Here is a 16,497-nt window from a genome sequence, read left to right on the forward strand (position 1 = left end):
CATCACAATGTTACTCATGATTGATAATTACGACTCCTTTACCTACAACGTGGTGCAGTACCTAGCGGAGCTCAAGGCCGAGGTAAAAGTGGTGCGCAACGATGAAATTAGCGTGGCCGACATCGCCCAGCTAGCGCCCGAGCGCATTGTGGTATCGCCCGGCCCCTGCACGCCCAATGAAGCTGGTATTTCTATGGCGGCGATCGAAACCTATGCCGGCAAACTGCCCATCCTCGGCGTCTGCTTAGGCCACCAATCGATCGGCCAAGTGTTCGGCGGCAAAATTGTACGCGCCCGAGCGGTCATGCACGGTAAAACCTCGCCCATTTACCACAACCATGTGGGCGTGTTTAAAGGCTTGAAAAATCCACTGGTGTGCACCCGCTACCACTCGCTGGTCATCGACAAGGCGAGCCTACCCGACTGTTTAGAAATTACCGCCTGGACCCAACACGAAGATGGCTCCATGGATGAGATCATGGGCGTGCGCCATAAAAGCCTAAACGTAGAAGGCGTGCAATTTCACCCAGAATCCATCTTGTCAGAACAGGGTCACGAACTGTTCGATAACTTTTTAAAATCTTAGAGGGTGCTCACGGCCAATGGATATCAAAGCAGCTCTCAATCACATCGCCCAAGGATTATCGCTCAGCCAAGCTGAGATGACCGCGTTAATGCGCACCGTGATGACCGGCGCCGCCACCCCCGCACAAATTGGCGCGCTGCTCATGGGTTTGCGTATGAAAAGCGAATCTATCGACGAGATAACTGGCGCGGCCCTAGTGATGCGCGAGTTGGCGACTAAAGTGGAGATAGATCAAACCCACTTGGTCGATACCTGTGGCACCGGTGGCGACGGCGCTAATTTATTTAACGTGTCCACCGCCTCAGCGTTTGTTGTCGCCGCCAGTGGTGGCCGAGTTGCCAAACACGGCAATCGCTCCGTTTCCAGCTCGACCGGCAGTGCCGATGTATTGGAAGCCGCAGGTGTGCATTTAGACCTAAGCCCTGAGCAGGTTAAAAAGTGCATTGACACCTTAGGCGTGGGCTTTATGTTTGCGCCCTCCCATCACAGCGCCATGAAGCACGCCATTGGCCCGCGCCGCGAGATGGGTTTACGTACGATTTTTAATATGCTCGGCCCCATGACTAATCCCGCTATGGTCAAGCGCCAAGTGATCGGAGTATTTAACAAAGCCCTGTGCCGAGCCATGGCCGAAGTCCTCGCGCGCCTAGGTTCAGAGCATGTACTTGTGGTTCACGCCCAAGACGGGCTCGATGAAATTTCCCTAGCCGCGCCAACCCACGTGGCCGAGCTCAAGGCGGGCACGATTACCGAATACACTATTCAACCTGAAGATTTTGGTCTCGCTAGCCAAAGCTTGGCGGGCTTATCCGTCGATAACGCCGAGCAATCCTTAGCCTTAATCAAAAACGCATTGGGCAAGCGCGACAATGAGGCCGCCCAAAAGGCCGCCGACATTATCGCGCTGAATGCTGGCGCTGCCATTTATGTGAGCGGCATTGCCAGCTCGCTGGCAGAAGGTATCGCCATGGCACAAGACGCCATAGGCTCAGGCCTTGCCAAAGAAAAAATTCAGGAACTCGCCGCCTTCACCGACTGTTTAAAGTCGGCGTAGCACTCAAAAATACAATTAGGCTTTCCCATGACAGATACACCTGACGTGCTAAAAAAAATATTGGCGCGCAAACACGAAGAGATTGCAGAGCGCAGTGCTAAAACCAGCGTGCAGCAACTTTTAGATACCGCCAAGGCGCAGTCGCCGGTGCGTGGCTTCGTCGCCGCTATCGAGCGCAAGTTAGCACAACAGCAAGCGGCGGTTATTGCCGAAGTGAAGAAAGCATCGCCATCCAAAGGCGTTATTCGGGCCAACTTTGAGCCGACAGAAATTGCCAAGAGCTATGAAAAAGGCGGTGCTGCCTGCTTATCTGTACTCACGGATGCCGATTTCTTTCAAGGCCATGAAACTTATTTAAAGCAAGCGCGAGCAGCAACCAGTCTGCCGGTTATTCGCAAAGACTTTATTATCGACGACTACCAAATTGCCGAGGCGCGTGCCATAGGCGCCGACTGCATATTATTGATCGTCTCGGCACTGAACCGCAGCCAGCTGCACGACCTGAACAAAACCGCACTGGAACTCGGCATGGATGTGCTGGTCGAAGTCCACGACCGAGCCGAACTCGATCTCGCACTTGAACTGCCCAACAAATTAATTGGTATCAACAACCGCAACTTACACACTTTCGAAACAAGCTTAGAGACCACCTTTGGTCTACTGTCCCATATCGATAGCAGCCGTATTGTTGTCAGCGAATCGGGCATACACAATATCGACGACGTAAAAATCATGCGCGGTCACGATGTGAATACCTTCTTAGTTGGTGAAGCCTTCATGCGCGATGAAGAGCCAGGGCGCCGGCTGATGGAAATGTTTAACTGATGAACGAAGCACTGGCCTTCCTACATCAATACCCAGTGCTGCTATGCAGCGCCATTTTTTGCGCGCGGTTACTAGATGTTAGTTTAGGTACGCTAAGAACCCTCATGGTATTTCGCGGTTATCGTGCGCTATCTGCCTTTGTAGGTTTTTTCGAAGTGTTATTGTGGGTCACCGCCGCAAGTCAGGTGATCACCAATCTAGACCAATGGTATTTAGCCGTGGCCTACGCCGCTGGCTTTGCCGCCGGTAATTACGTGGGCATCACTATCGAGGCAAAACTCGCCATGGGGCGCGAGTTAGTGCGCATTGTCACTGACAACCCCGATGTCTGCCTTGCGAAAGAGCTGCGCAAACACAATTACTCGGTGATTGAGTTAGCCGCGCGCTTTGACGATGAAAAAGATGTGGAAATTCTGCTTATTTCTGAAAGCCGAAAACGCATTCCAGATTTATGCCGCCTTGTGAGTAGCATTGACCCCAGTGCGTTCTACACCACCTCCGATATCAAAAAACAATTTCAAGTCGATCAACTCCTCAACACCGAGCGACCACTCATTAACGCCGGCTGGCGGGTCATAGGCAAGCGCAAGTAGCGCGGAGAACCCATGTCAAAATCATTTAGTATTTCCCTCCTACTACTGATAGTAACGGGTTGTAGTTTTCTGGCTACGCAACAATGGGATCAACGCTTTGGCACCAGCTCGCCAGCCAATCGAGCCAGCGCCGCGTCATTTGCAGTTAGCAATACCGACGTGCCCGACTATGCCCGCGATGTAAAACCCATCATCGACAATCGCTGTGTGGTTTGCCATGGCTGTTACGACGCCCCCTGCCAGCTTAAACTAGAATCTATGACTGGGCTTGAGCGCGGCGCCAATAAAGAGCGCGTCTACGACGGCGCGCGACTTTTAGCAGCAAACTTAACCCGACTGTACGAAGACGCCGATAGCACCGAAGCCTGGCGTTTAAAAGGCTTTTACCCCGTGCTAAACGAGCGCGAACAAACGGAAACGGCGAACCAACAAGCCAGCGTCATGCAACAAATGCTGGCGCTCAAGCAGCGCCACCCACTTCCCGGTGGTGGGCCTTTGCCCGACAGCGATTTTGATTTTTCCCTCGATCGCAGTCAGAGCTGCCCGAGCATCGAAGAGTTCGACACTTACGCCAAAACATTTCCTCTAGGCGGCATGCCCTACGGTCTACCCGGCTTAAGCCCTGACGAACATCAAACCCTCACCAACTGGATCGCAACCGGCGCTCGTGGCTTTGATGTAAGCGCGCACTTTTCACCTGAACTGAGCGAGCAAATTGCCGATTGGGAAGCCTTTTTAAACGGTGATGGCAACAAAAACCAACTCGCCAGTCGCTACCTATTCGAACACCTCTACCTCGCCAATCTATATTTCGATGACGGTGCTGATCGCCAATTTTTTAGACTGGTGCGCTCGGCCACGCCGCCGGGCAAACCGATTCAACGCATCAGTTCGCGCCGCCCCTTCGATGATCCGGGCGTGCAACGGGTTTACTACCGATTAATTTTTTACCCCGAGACTATCGTGGCAAAAAATCACATGCCCTACGTGCTTAACAAAGCGCGCTTAGCTAAGTGGCAACATTGGTTTTTAGGCTCCGAGTACACCGTGCCTTCGCTACCCAGTTACGATTTGGCCACTTCCGCCAATCCGTTTAAAACCTTCCACGACATTCCACCAAAGATTCGCTACCGCTTTATGCTGGAAGAAAGCCAGTACACAATTATGGGTTTCATCAAAGGTCCCGTGTGCCGAGGCCAAACTGCGTTGAACGTCATCAACGACCAATTTTGGGTGTTTTTTGTCGATCCCGATTACCCGGATATTGCCGAGTTTGCCGACTTCCTCGCGAACAATAGCGACAACTTAGATTTACCTGCCGAGCGCGACAGCTCTGCCGGCGCGCTGGCGGGCTGGTTAACCTACTCGAAAAAACAACAGGCCTACCTAAAAGCCCAAGACAATCTTATTAAAACCAAGCTAGCACGCTATAAAGGCCCCGACATCAACATGGTGTGGCAAGGCGATGGCGTCAATCCAAACGCCGCGCTAACCGTTTTCAGGCATTTTGATAGTGCCACCGTTGCCCAAGGCTTAATCGGTAACGACCCTAAAACTGCCTGGGTTATTACCTACCCACTACTCGAGCGAATTCATTACTTGCTGGTAGCCGGCTTCGATGTTTACGGCAATGTTGGGCACCAGCTGTTAACCCGCACCTACATGGATTTTTTACGCATGGAAGGCGAACAAAATTTCTTGAGCCTACTGCCAAAAGAAGCAGCTCACCAAGAATTGGCCAACTGGTATCGCGGCGCGGAAGATATTGTACCCACCTATTTTAAGGAAGCCGGTTTAGCCGAGCAGTGGCAAACCCAATTGACTTTTACCAGCGACAATCCAAAAGCGGAACTGTACCAAAAATTGAAGTTTCACTTAGACGGTGTGCGCAACCTTAACCACGATATCGATAATAACCTGCTGCTTTCCCCCACCACTCAGCGGCACCTGTTGAGCCTGCAGAATCAGCAAGGTAAGCACTTGCAATGGCTACCCGATAGTAGCTTGCTCATCATCGAGCAAGAGCCGCCCCTGAAGCCCGCGATCATTTCGCTGCTGCACAACAAAGCCCATCAAAACATCACTAGCTTACTATTAGAAGGCCGCAACCGACTGATAAATGAAGATACCTTAACGGTTGCTAACGGTATCTTAACCACCTATCCAAACGCACTGTTTAAACTCCACAGCAATGCCTTACCTGGCTTCAATCAAGGCGTGGCTAGCCTGCGCTCTGCGCAGGATTACAAGGCGCTGATTGACGCTTTTGGGGTGCGGCGCAACAATCCGGATTTCTGGGCTATCAGCGATGAGTTACACACACTCTATCGGCAGCAGGAACCTGTCGGCCATGGCCTACTGGACTACAACCGTCTACAGAACCGCTAATTTAAAATAAAGCTTGTGCCGATCAAAAAATCGGCACTAAAATCGCGCCCCACTTACTAATGAGCCCTCGCCATGGCGCAGCCTTCCTTCACCTTGCCAGCCTCAAGCGCTGGCACCAGTGATCACCTCGAGCGCCTTAGCGCCAAGGGCTGGGTTGTGATTGAGGGTTTTCTTGAGCCAACCCTAACTACGCAATTAAGGCTGGAAGCCTTGAGGCTGGATGCGTGGACTGACGCTGGCATAGGTAGCGACGGTCAAACCAATCAAAAAGTTCGCCGCGACAGAACTGTCTGGCTGGATGGCACCAGTCCCGTTCAGGCGCAATACCTGTCGCGTATGGAAAGCATTCGCCTGCAAGTTAACCAAACTTTTTTCGCCGGCTTATTTGAATACGAGGCGCATTTCGCCCACTACCCTGTTGGCGCCTTCTACCGCAAGCATCGCGATGCGCTGCGCGGCTCCGATGCGCGGGTGCTCACCAGTGTTTGCTACTTAAATGAACAATGGCAGCCTAGCGACGGCGGCGAGCTGGTCATCTATAACGACGCAGACAATGCCGTTGAAACTCAAATCCACCCGGTCGGTGGCAATCTTGTGCTGTTTTGGAGCGAAGACTTTCCTCACGAAGTCTTGCCTGCCAGGCGCGATCGCTTCTCAGTCTCAGGTTGGTTCCGACGCAATATCGACGCCGCAAACCCCCTGTAACGGTTGCGAAATTGTGTTTGAATAACGCCTTCTTTACTTGTCTGGAAGGAACCAAGCATGCGCGCTATTCAATTTTCCACCTACCTTGTGTTCGTCACAGTGTTACTGCTCGGCTACACACAAGCGCGAGCGCAAAGTACCTCCCTCGAGGTGCTTTATCAAAACACGCAAAACCTTGCCGGTGAAATTGCGCAGTTACAGACAGAGGCAAAAGCACTGAGCGGCGAACGCCAAGCGTCGCTTCAACTGCGTATCACCGAGCGACAACTGGAATTATTGACGGCATTTGACACACTGTCAGACCGTATAGTGGAAGAAGAAGCAAAAGATCGTGCGCAAACCGAACTCAAAGTAAAATTGGCGCCCCAGTTATTAGCGCTTGGGCCATTGATTAAAGCCGCTATTAACCGCCGATTGGCGGCCATAGATAATCTCGAACAGACCCACGAAGTACTCTCTATTATCTGGATGGCTGACTACCTAGAACACAATACTTTTATAGATCACGCCTACCTTAGGTTAACCCAGCACGCGAAAAACTTAGCCGACTTGCAGCTGGATAACGCCGAATCAACAGCCTATTTACATCAAGCGTTGCAACAGCGTGCCGAGGTGCTGGCAGGTCAAATTGCTCTAACCCAAAAAGAATTGGAGGCCAATTTACACAGCCTTGCCGCTTCACCAGATGATGCCGCCACGCAACAAACAGTTAAATCACTCGAAGACAAACAAAATATCACCACCGACAGCTTAAAAAACACTGTGGCGCTATTGCAGGAAAATAACCTAGATGCCGGTCGCTATAAAGAAATATTAATCAAGAGTACCGGCGACATTACCGCCGATATTCTCGACGTTAATTTACTCAAGCGCCTCTCCCACGCTTGGTTAAAAAACATCACGGATTATGCCTTGGACAACGGCGCAGGCTTATTTTTCAAGATCATCGTATTCCTTCTTATTCTACTGGTATTCCACTACCTATCGCGCGCTGGCGCAAAACTGCTGCGCAAAAGTTTAGCAAAATCGACTATGCCGGTGTCGGCACTCATGGAAACCATGGTGGTAAATCTTTGTCGGCGCATGATTCTGCTGGTTGGTATCTTGCTTGGCCTGAGTCAGTTAGGGTTTTCCTTGGCACCGATCTTGGCAGGATTAGGTGTGGCTGGATTCATCATTGGCTTCGCCTTACAAGACACATTGGGTAATTTTGCCTCGGGCCTGATGATTTTGATCTACCGGCCCTACGATGTAAACGACCTCATTGAGGCCGCAGGTGTTCAGGGTCGAGTACAGCGGATGAACTTGGTATCGACCACAATTTTAACCATCGATAATCAGACTTTGGTGATCCCCAATAATAAAATTTGGGGGGATGTTATTCGCAATGTCACGGCACAAAAGCATCGCCGCGTCGACATGGTTTTCGGCATTGGATACAGCGACGACATTGAGAAAGCAGAGAAAATATTAAAAGACATTTTAGAAGTCCATCCACAAGTTCTGTCGGAACCTGAGTACACGGTAAAGCTGCACACGCTGAACGAGTCGTCAGTCGACTTCATCGTTCGCCCTTGGGTCGAAACGGAAAACTACTGGGATGTTTACTGGGATGTCACCAAATCCGTAAAACTGCGATTTGACGCCGAAGGCATCAGCATTCCCTTCCCGCAAAGAGACATTCATATTTACCAAACCGAGAAAACAGCTTGATCACCTACTACGAACATTTAAAGCACGGGCAGTTTTATCTGCTGTTAGTGCTCTTTGCTAGGTTTGGATTAACACCGAACCCAGGTGAAATATTGACACAAACAAACGATTTGGCGCTGCATTTTTCTGGCTATACCATTGCCGGTATATCCATGGGCTTGAGCAAACCTGTACTGCCACACTGGCAGCGCTTCGTTTTTTTGTGGCTCTATTCATTGGCTATCGAAGTAGGTCAGCAGTATGTCCCGAACAGGGGTTTCGATCTGTTAGATCTACTGGCCAATGGCAGCGGTGTCATTTTAGGATTGATACTCTATCAGTGGCTAGCGCGACCCATTGATCGCGCTATCACCAAGGCTATTGCACCCAATCAAAAAGGTTAAACAGCCACACCTGCTCCCCTTGCTTGAGGGTTAACACATTGCCGCTAAGCTCGATACTGCTCCACTCGCTGAGTAGACGCGCATAGCGCTGCTCCAGCTGCATAGCGTTTTCAGGGCACATCATCATGGTGGTGGCGAGCTGCTCAACTTTGAACTGCCCCTCTTGCTCGTTCAACACAAACTGGCCGCTAAACTGATTACAACCCGCAAAGCCGCCAACATGCGGTAATTCGCCAAAGTCTAATTCCGGCACCAAACCCTTACCATAACCACCCACAGGGTTGGACAACACCGCTTCACCATCGATTGTTTTTAAGACCCAACGGTGGTGCGCCAACTGACTCACCGAGACAAGTTTTTCGCTCGCATGGCCGGCCTTGCTGCCGCCATCGTCCTGATTCACCGCACTAGGCGTGCAGGCAAATTGCAAACACAAAATCGACAAGCAAAAGCCGCACTTAACAACTGCCAACATTTTCCTTCGCAAAGACTGCCTACTCATGAACTCAACCTTGATTTTCACTCAAAAAATTAAAAACAAACTAGCGCCATCCAATCTCAGCAAGACGGTCGTTCCACTGGCAGAGAGATTCGTTATAATCCACAACCTTAAGGAGTATTCATGAATCGCGATCTGCAATGGCATATTTTCTGCCGCGTTATCGACAACTTTGGCGACATAGGCGTATGTTGGCGCCTAGCGAGACAGCTAGCCAAAGATCACAAAATTCAAATCACCTTATGGGTAGATGATTTAGTCAGCTTTCACAAGCTCTGGCCAAGCGTCGATCACACACTTGCGTCGCAAACCTGCGCTGGTGTCGCGATTAAACGCTGGCAGTACCCCTTCGCGGAAACACCCGTGGGCCAGGTTGTTATTGAAGCATTTGGCTGTGAATTGCCGACAAACTATCTCAACGCCATGTCGCGTAGCAAACCCATTTGGATAAATTTGGAATACCTAAGCGCCGAAGAATGGGTAAAAGACTACCACCTAAATCAGTCGCCCGTTAGAGGCATGCGAAAAACTTTTTTCTTTCCGGGCTTCGAAGCGGATACGGGAGGATTGCTCTGGGATCAAGCACTCATCCAATTGTCCAAAAACAGTCATAATAGCGACACAAAAACGCAAGTAGTGACCGAGTTGGGCGTGACAAACTTTACCAGCACAGATCTACTTGTGAGTTTGTTTTCCTACGAGAACACGGCACTACCTGAACTACTGGAAGCGTTGAGCCAACACAAAATACCGGTGACCCTATTTGTACCCGAGGGTCGGATGGCCGCGGGGGTGGCGCATTGGTTAGGCCGGCCTTTAGTGGTTGGCGAGCAAGTGCGCAAAGGCCAATTAACCTTGAACGGCTTGAAGTTCATGGACCAATCTCAATACGACCAGCTGTTGGCCATATGCGATCTCAACTTTGTTCGAGGCGAGGAGTCATTCGTGCGCACACAAATGCTCGCCAAGCCGTTTGTTTGGCACATATACCCTCAACGAGAAGAGACCCACATTATCAAGTTAGAGGCCTTCTTAACCCTGTATCTGGCCGATGCGCCCAGCGAGGTGAAAAGCGCGGTTTTAGCGGTATCCAGAGCTTGGAACCAGCCGCACTTGACCAGCAAAAGCAGTTGGCAGGCAGCATTAGAACAGCTGCCGGCTATCGCGCTACACGCCCAGCACTGGCGGGCTAAGCAAATGCTAAACGGCGACTTAGCCTCAAATATCGTGCATTTTTGCAGCAATCAGGTATAGTACTGCGCGTTTCGATATGCCTATAAAATTCGGTGATTAAGCTATGAAAACTGCACAAGAGTTCCGCGCAGGCCAGGTCATGAACCTCGATGGCCAAGCTTGGGTGATACTAAAAACGGAATTCAACAAATCCGGTCGCAACTCAGCCGTCTGCAAGATGAAGCTGAAGAACTTGATCACTGGCGCTTCGCAAGAGCCCGTATTCAAGGCTGACGACAAGTTAGAACCCATCTTCCTTGAGCGCAAGGACGTTACCTACTCCTACTTTGCTGATCCCTTGTACGTTTTTATGGACGAGGAATACAACCAAGTTGAAGTGGAAAAAGAAAACCTCGGCGATGCCGTAAACTTTATTGTCGACGGTATGACTGAAGTGAGCGAAGCGGTTTTTTATGGCGGTAAAGCCATTTCTATCGAACTGCCAACCACCATCGTGCGCACAGTCGCCTACACAGAGCCTGCCGCCCGTGGCGACACCTCTGGCAAGGTTATGAAACTGGCGAAATTGGACAACGGCTTTGAAGTACAAGTCGCGGCGTTTATCGAGATCGGCGAAGCCATTGAAATCGATACCCGCACCGGCGAATTCAAAGGTCGCGCTAAGGGTTAATTACCACTTAGACGAAAAAGCCGCCTCTTTAGGCGGCTTTTTTTATGGCAGACTGCTAATTGATACTTGACGACAAGCTAATCCACAAGCGGCCCCGTTAACTGCCGAGAAATGGGTAGCACTAAGTCCTCGTGCTCCGCGCTCAAGTAGTGATACATAGGGTAGGTAGCAACAGGAGGAAAGATCGCCTCAACGTTGGTCACACCTAGCGCTTGGATGGCCTCCGGCACGGCCAATGTATCGCCCAGTAATAAATCCACTCGCCCCGCCGACAATTGCTTAAGCGCGGCTTCCAGGTTTGCGGCCCTGTGACTATCCAGACCAACCAGCAATTGATCCGACAACACTGAACCACGCAAGGAAACAATAGAGTGGCTGCGCCAATTTCTGTGATCGATCGCTGAATCTTTGCGCTTATAGAGCAAGATCGTGAATACAGTGACAGGCGGCTCGACTCGTAATAAGTTAGGGAAGTGATCGCCAAAGTCCTTGGCGCGTATGGCGGTACCATCCAGTAAACCTGACGCTAGATTCTGAGCGCCACGAGCCCAGGGCATTTCGACACACTCGACTTGAATACCGAGCTCGGCATAGGCCTCGACCACCTTGTTATTCCAAACCCTAAAGATGTCGCTGCACTCTAAGCGCAGTGAAGCTGTCTGTGCCGCTGTGCCAGCACTCAAAACCATAGCGGCTGCCACAGCAACAAATCCTTGCCAACGTAAACAATGATTAAAGCGACAAATCCAGAATAATTTCACGGTGACACCTTTTCCTTGGCCCACCGCCAGTGTAGCGCAGAATCTTCCTGGCAAAAAAAAGCCTGGTTTCAAAACCAGGCTTTTTCATTGCTATCAATCACTTAGGCAAAAGGATGTCGCAGCACAATGGTCTCAACCCTATCGGGGCCCGTAGAGACAATATCAATAGGCGCTCCCGTTAATGCCTCTAGGCGGGCAATGTAATTGCGCGCATTCTGCGGTAGCTGCTCCAGTGTGGTGGCACCCACGGTGGATTCCGTCCAGCCCGGCATCACCTCGTATTCAGGAACAACCAGCGCCCAGCCTTCGGCATCGCAGGGCACGCCCATTTTCTCACCCGCGGCATTTTTGTAGCCAACGCAAATTTTCACTTCTTTCAAGCCGTCCAACACATCTAACTTGGTCAAACACATGCCCGACATCGAGTTGATGCGAATGGCGTGGCGCACAGCGACGGCATCAAACCAACCGGTGCGACGCTTGCGCCCCGTGGTGGCTCCAAACTCGTGACCTTTAACACCTAGGTACTCGCCCACGTCACAAGACAGTTCGGTGGGAAATGGACCTGAGCCCACACGCGTGGTATAGGCCTTGGTGATACCCAAGACATAATCCAGATACAAGGGGCCAAAACCAGACCCGGTGGCAGTTCCGCCAGCGGTGGTATTAGACGAGGTCACGAAAGGATAGGTGCCGTGATCGATATCGAGCAAAGAACCCTGGGCGCCTTCGAACAAAATACCTTCGCCGTTTTCGCGGGCGCTGTGCAAAATGTCGATGACATCGGCCACCATGGGCTTCAACTGTACAGCCCACTCTTTCGCCAAGGCCAATACTTCTTCCACGTCGACTGCGGGTACTTTGTAGTACTGGGTCAGGGTGAAGTTGTGCAGCTCCATCACTTCGCGCAGCTTTTTCTCAAACCGCTCGGGCGCAAATAAATCGCCCAAGCGCAAGCTTCGGCGCGCGACTTTATCTTCGTAGGCCGGGCCAATACCGCGTCCGGTGGTACCAATTTTGGCGTCGCCTTTAGCAATTTCACGGGCTTGGTCTAAGGCCACGTGGTAGGGCAGAATAAGCGGGCAGGCAGGCGACAAACGCAGGCGCTCGCGCACAGGCACACCGCTATCCTCCAAACCCTTCATCTCTTTCATCAGGGCTTCAGGCGACAGTACCACACCGTTGCCGATCAAACAGGAAACGCCTTCGCGCAAAATACCCGAGGGGATCAAATGCAACACGGTTTTCTTGCCGTTGATCACCAGCGTATGGCCAGCATTGTGGCCGCCTTGAAAACGCGCAACGATAGCCACCTGATCGGTCAATAAATCGACGATCTTGCCCTTTCCCTCGTCACCCCATTGAGTACCTAATACAACGACGTTTTTGCCCATGACTCGAATAACCTTTTACTTGCTGATCGGTTTAACTAGGTATTGACCGCTCTCGAGCACGAGCTCGCGGTCACAATTTAATTCTTCACGCACTAGAGAGCTTTCACTGAGCGTGCAAACCACGCGCTCGCCTTGCTGACGCAACTGCTGAACGGCATTCCAGCCTAAGGCATCAGACACTTCAGGCGCCAAAATACCCGGCTCCAACAAGCCGACAGTGGAACCTAGGCTATTAAGTGCACCCAAATCAACGGCAAAACCGGTGGCAGGTCGCGCGCGCCCAAACACTTCGCCGATATGATCGTAGCGACCACCGTTGGCAATAGCTTGGCCATAGCCCGGCGCAAAAGCGGCAAACACAACACCAGTATGGTAGTGGTAGCCACGTAATTCACTGATGTCAAAATACAAATTGGCAGCTGGGTAGCGCTCGGCAATCACCGCCGCTAGCTGCTGCAGTTCATCAATCGCCTGCAAGGCATCGGGCACATACTCAGACAAGAGGGTACGCGCCTGCTCCAGCACCTCTACACCGCCGCACAGCGCCGGCAGCGCGCGAATTAACTTGGCGATATTGGGCTGGGCAATTTGCTCGGCAACCCAGACATTAATATCGCTCACCGCTTTTTGCTGCAGCAAGGTAAACAGCGCCATTTCCTGCTGGTCATCCAATTGCGTCGCAGCGGCTAGGGCGCGGTATATGCCGACGTGGCCCAGATCGATATTGAGTTGTTCCACACCCGCAGTTTGTAGCGACTCGAGCAACAATGACACCACTTCGATATCGGCAGTTAAACTCGCCTCGCCAAACAGTTCGACGCCAGCCTGAATAGGCGTGCGCGTAGCCAGTGGGCTTTTAGGCCGGGTATGAACCACATGCCCCGCATAGCAAAGGCGATTCACGCCCTCGCGCTTAAAGGAATGGGCATCCATCCGCGCCGTTTGTGGCGTGATGTCCGCGCGCAAACCCATGGAGCGACCAGACAATTGGTCAGTCACTTTAAAAGTTAACAAGTCGAGATCTTGGCCTAAGCCGGTCAAGAGCGAATCGGTAAACTCGAGTACAGGGGGTATAACAAGGTCATAGCCCCAACGGTGGTAGAGGTTGAGCATATCGCGCCGCAATTGCTCAATATCTTCCGCCTGCGCTGGCAGTATTTCGGCAATGCCATCAGGCAGCAACCATCGATCAGCATAGGTCATGTAATGCAGGGCCTTTTTGATGTCTTTACTGGATCACTTAATGATGTACAAGAGCCCAGCACCTATAACCATGCTGGCAAACCCCATCGTGCGTAGTTGGCGATCATTCACGGTGGCCATGGTTACCACCAAGCCGCGCCAGCGACCTGGGTTTAGGAATGGAATAATGCCTTCTATCACGAGCATCAAACAAAAGGCCTTACCTAACTCTTCCCACATAACTCACCACGTGACTTTTAACACGAGTCTGCGCCACACATCGCCAATAAAACGGGGTTTTACGCCACAAATGACATTTCTTGCCGCTTTTTACACAAAAAAACCGGGCACAGGGCCCGGTGATTTTATCTGGCTTGTGTGGCAGATCACCGAAAGGGGCGCATTCTACCACCCTTTGTGGGTGAATGTTGAACAAAAAACCCGAGTAAAAGGGGTTAATACCCACATTTACTGGGGTTAATCAGACTACTTCTTGCCTTGTGCATCCTTCAAGTAACGGAAGAATTCACTGTCTGGGTCTACCAACATAATGTCATCTTTGTTCTGAAAGGCTTTCTTGTAAGCATTCAAACTGCGTACAAAGGTGTAAAACTCAGGGTCTTTGTTGTAGGCCGCCGCGTAGGTTGCAGCGGCTATGGCGTCGCCCTCACCACGAATGCGCTCGGCATCGCGATAAGCCTCGGCCTCGACCACAACCTTTTGGCGGTCGGCATCGGCGCTAATAAACTCCGCTTGTTCCTTACCTTTAGACCGGTGTTCGCGCGCTTCTCGCTCGCGCTCAGAGGTCATACGGCTGTACACAGATCCACTCACCTCAGGCGGCAACTCAATCTGTTTTACCCGCACGTCAATCAGCTGAATACCCAGCGAGCTGCGGCTAAAGTCATCCAAATTATGGGTTAACTTATCCATCAGCTCATCGCGCTCACCGCTAACCACATCGAGTAGCGAACGGCGGGCAAACTGGTTGCGCAGGCCTTCGTTAATACGCTGGGCCATTAATCGATCAGCCGTCATTTCGTCGCCGCCGGTGGCGGTATAGAACTTATCCACGTCTTGAATTTTCCACTTGGCGAAATAATCGACAATCATGCCTTTCTTTTCTACCGTCATGAAATTCTGCGGTGCTGTATCCAATGTCAACACGCGACCGTCAAACTTACGCACTTCGTTGATCATGGGCCATTTGAAATGCAAACCAGGCTTTAAATCGGCCTGCACCATTTTACCGAACTCGAGCAATACAGCGCGCTCGGTTTCTTTCACCACATAAACAGAATTCGACACGACTAACAGCGTTAAAGCAGCTACCGCCAACGCTAACATTGATTTACCGTTCATTAGCGAACCTCCCTGCGGGTACTGGCGGCTTCACGACGCAATTGCTCCATCACTTGGTTGCTAACTTCGCGAATCACATCAGGTGAAATATCGGTGCGATCTAAACCTGCAGAACGCTGCTTAGTGATTTGATCCAAAGGCAAGTACAGCATGTTATTGCCGCCCTCAACATCGACCATAATCTTCGAGCTGCTGGTCATAACCGACTCTATCGCATCTAAGTAAAGACGATCGCGGGTTACTTTAGGTGCCTTTTTGTATTCCACTAAAAGCTGTTCAAAACGCGACGCTTCACCCGTTGATTCCGCCACAACACGCGCCTTATAGGCACTGGCTTCCTCGAGGATACGCTGCGCTTTACCACGCGCTTCCGGCACAATGCCGTTCAAGTAGGCCTGGGCTTCGTTCTTGTAACGCTCTTCATCTTCGCGCGCTTTGTTGACGTCGTTGAAAGCTGCCTTTACTTCTTTAGGTGGCAAGGCATCCTCCATGTTGACTGTTTCAACGTGGATACCGGTACCGTATTGATTCAAATACTCCTGCAAGCGGGTCATCACATCGGCGGCAATTTTTGTGCGGCCTTCAGTCAAAACTTCGTGCATAACCGTACTACCAATCACGTGACGCAAGGCCGAGTCGGTGGCTTCTTTCAAGCTGTTCTCAGGGTTCTTGACGTTAATCACGAAGTCTTTTGCGCTAAGGATGGAAAATTGAACCGAGAGATTGACGTCTACAATATTCAAATCTTCAGTTAGCATGGTCGACTTGGAGCTGTGCAAACGCACTTTGGTAACGTTCACTTTAGTCACGCTATCAATCAGCGGTGGATTCCAACGTAAACCCGACCCCTTTTCTTCATGGAACAGGCCGAAGCGCAGCACCACGGACTTCTCCTGTTCGTCTACCTGGTAAAAACCAGCCGCTCCGTAGAGTAAACTCGCAGCCACAAGGATCAGGCCAAAAAAGCCAGCGGTAAAACCGCTACTACTGCCCGATCCACCATTGCCGCCAAACATGCCACCAAGACGCTCCTGAAACTTTTTAATCATTTCATCCATATCTGGTGGACCATCGTTCTTGCCGCCTTTGCGACCGCCCCAAGGATCTTGATTGTTTCCGCCGGGCTCATTCCAAGCCATGTTAGTCTCCATCAGAAGTAAAAAATTTGACTGCTAGCCAAGGCCTGCA

17 protein-coding genes are annotated in these 16,497 nt (G+C 51.2%); 10 read left to right on the plus strand and 7 right to left on the minus strand.

Features of this window, described 5'->3' with window-relative positions:
• The first annotated feature begins 7 nt into the window (after positions 1-7).
• The 8 genes from ACGHTT_RS15740 to ACGHTT_RS15775 all read left to right on the plus strand — a co-directional run bounded on the left by ACGHTT_RS15740 (position 8) and on the right by ACGHTT_RS15775 (position 8,247).
• Positions 8-586, plus strand: coding sequence for an aminodeoxychorismate/anthranilate synthase component II (locus ACGHTT_RS15740; RefSeq protein ID WP_390591875.1), 579 nt, complete (start codon positions 8-10; stop codon positions 584-586).
• 16 nt (positions 587-602) lie between these two features.
• Positions 603-1,640, plus strand: coding sequence for an anthranilate phosphoribosyltransferase (gene trpD / locus ACGHTT_RS15745; protein ID WP_390591877.1), 1,038 nt, complete (start codon positions 603-605; stop codon positions 1,638-1,640).
• Positions 1,641-1,667: 27 nt separating this feature from the next.
• Positions 1,668-2,465, plus strand: coding sequence for an indole-3-glycerol phosphate synthase TrpC (gene trpC / locus ACGHTT_RS15750; RefSeq protein WP_390591878.1), 798 nt, complete (start codon positions 1,668-1,670; stop codon positions 2,463-2,465).
• The gene (locus ACGHTT_RS15755; protein WP_390591880.1) at positions 2,465-3,058 is read left to right on the plus strand and encodes a DUF2179 domain-containing protein; all 594 of its coding nucleotides are present in this window, start codon (positions 2,465-2,467) and stop codon (positions 3,056-3,058) included. Before trpC ends, ACGHTT_RS15755 begins: the two co-directional genes overlap by 1 nt.
• 12 nt (positions 3,059-3,070) lie before the next feature.
• Positions 3,071-5,446 (plus strand): fatty acid cis/trans isomerase, encoded by a 2,376-nt coding sequence (locus ACGHTT_RS15760; RefSeq protein WP_390591881.1) that lies wholly within the window; start codon positions 3,071-3,073, stop codon positions 5,444-5,446.
• A 72-nt stretch (positions 5,447-5,518) separates the two neighbouring features.
• The gene (locus ACGHTT_RS15765) at positions 5,519-6,151 is read left to right on the plus strand and encodes a 2OG-Fe(II) oxygenase (protein WP_390591883.1); all 633 of its coding nucleotides are present in this window, start codon (positions 5,519-5,521) and stop codon (positions 6,149-6,151) included.
• A 57-nt stretch (positions 6,152-6,208) separates the two neighbouring features.
• A complete protein-coding gene (locus ACGHTT_RS15770; protein ID WP_390591885.1) occupies positions 6,209-7,864 on the plus strand; it encodes a mechanosensitive ion channel domain-containing protein in 1,656 nt (551 codons plus the stop codon).
• A 92-nt stretch (positions 7,865-7,956) separates the two neighbouring features.
• Positions 7,957-8,247 carry a VanZ family protein gene (locus ACGHTT_RS15775; protein ID WP_390591887.1) on the plus strand — a complete coding sequence of 97 codons (291 nt, stop codon included), beginning with the start codon at positions 7,957-7,959 and terminating at the stop codon, positions 8,245-8,247.
• Here ACGHTT_RS15775 and ACGHTT_RS15780 read toward each other — a convergent pair.
• Complete coding sequence (locus ACGHTT_RS15780) at positions 8,222-8,749, minus strand: META domain-containing protein (RefSeq protein ID WP_390591888.1); 528 nt, start codon at positions 8,747-8,749, stop codon at positions 8,222-8,224. The genes ACGHTT_RS15775 and ACGHTT_RS15780 overlap by 26 nt on opposite strands.
• Before the next feature lie 120 nt (positions 8,750-8,869).
• On the opposite strand from ACGHTT_RS15780, the gene earP reads away from it, so the two are divergent.
• Together earP and efp are read left to right on the plus strand one after the other, a co-directional pair.
• Positions 8,870-10,000 (plus strand): elongation factor P maturation arginine rhamnosyltransferase EarP, encoded by a 1,131-nt coding sequence (gene earP / locus ACGHTT_RS15785; RefSeq protein ID WP_390591889.1) that lies wholly within the window; start codon positions 8,870-8,872, stop codon positions 9,998-10,000.
• Between the two features lie 43 nt (positions 10,001-10,043).
• The gene (gene efp, locus ACGHTT_RS15790; protein WP_290259141.1) at positions 10,044-10,610 is read left to right on the plus strand and encodes an elongation factor P; all 567 of its coding nucleotides are present in this window, start codon (positions 10,044-10,046) and stop codon (positions 10,608-10,610) included.
• 77 nt (positions 10,611-10,687) lie between these two features.
• On the opposite strand, the gene ACGHTT_RS15795 is transcribed toward efp, so the two are convergent.
• The 6 genes from ACGHTT_RS15795 to hflK all read right to left on the minus strand — a co-directional run bounded on the left by ACGHTT_RS15795 (position 10,688) and on the right by hflK (position 16,448).
• Positions 10,688-11,371, minus strand: a complete 684-nt coding sequence (locus ACGHTT_RS15795) for a hypothetical protein (protein ID WP_390591891.1) — start codon at positions 11,369-11,371, stop codon at positions 10,688-10,690.
• Between the two features lie 101 nt (positions 11,372-11,472).
• A complete protein-coding gene (locus tag ACGHTT_RS15800) occupies positions 11,473-12,765 on the minus strand; it encodes an adenylosuccinate synthase (RefSeq protein WP_390591893.1) in 1,293 nt (430 codons plus the stop codon).
• Positions 12,766-12,780: 15 nt separating this feature from the next.
• Positions 12,781-13,968 (minus strand): ATP phosphoribosyltransferase regulatory subunit, encoded by a 1,188-nt coding sequence (locus ACGHTT_RS15805; RefSeq protein WP_390591895.1) that lies wholly within the window; start codon positions 13,966-13,968, stop codon positions 12,781-12,783.
• 33 nt (positions 13,969-14,001) lie between these two features.
• A complete protein-coding gene (locus tag ACGHTT_RS15810) occupies positions 14,002-14,187 on the minus strand; it encodes a DUF2065 domain-containing protein (protein ID WP_290259145.1) in 186 nt (61 codons plus the stop codon).
• 246 nt (positions 14,188-14,433) lie between these two features.
• Positions 14,434-15,309, minus strand: a complete 876-nt coding sequence (gene hflC / locus ACGHTT_RS15815) for a protease modulator HflC (RefSeq protein ID WP_390591897.1) — start codon at positions 15,307-15,309, stop codon at positions 14,434-14,436.
• On the minus strand, positions 15,309-16,448 hold the full coding sequence (gene hflK / locus ACGHTT_RS15820) for an FtsH protease activity modulator HflK (RefSeq protein WP_390591899.1): 1,140 nt from the start codon (positions 16,446-16,448) through the stop codon (positions 15,309-15,311). Before hflK ends, hflC begins: the two co-directional genes overlap by 1 nt.
• Between the last annotated feature and the right edge of the window lie 49 nt (positions 16,449-16,497).

This window comes from Simiduia litorea (assembly GCF_042853465.1).
Classification (GTDB): domain Bacteria; phylum Pseudomonadota; class Gammaproteobacteria; order Pseudomonadales; family Cellvibrionaceae; genus Simiduia; species Simiduia litorea.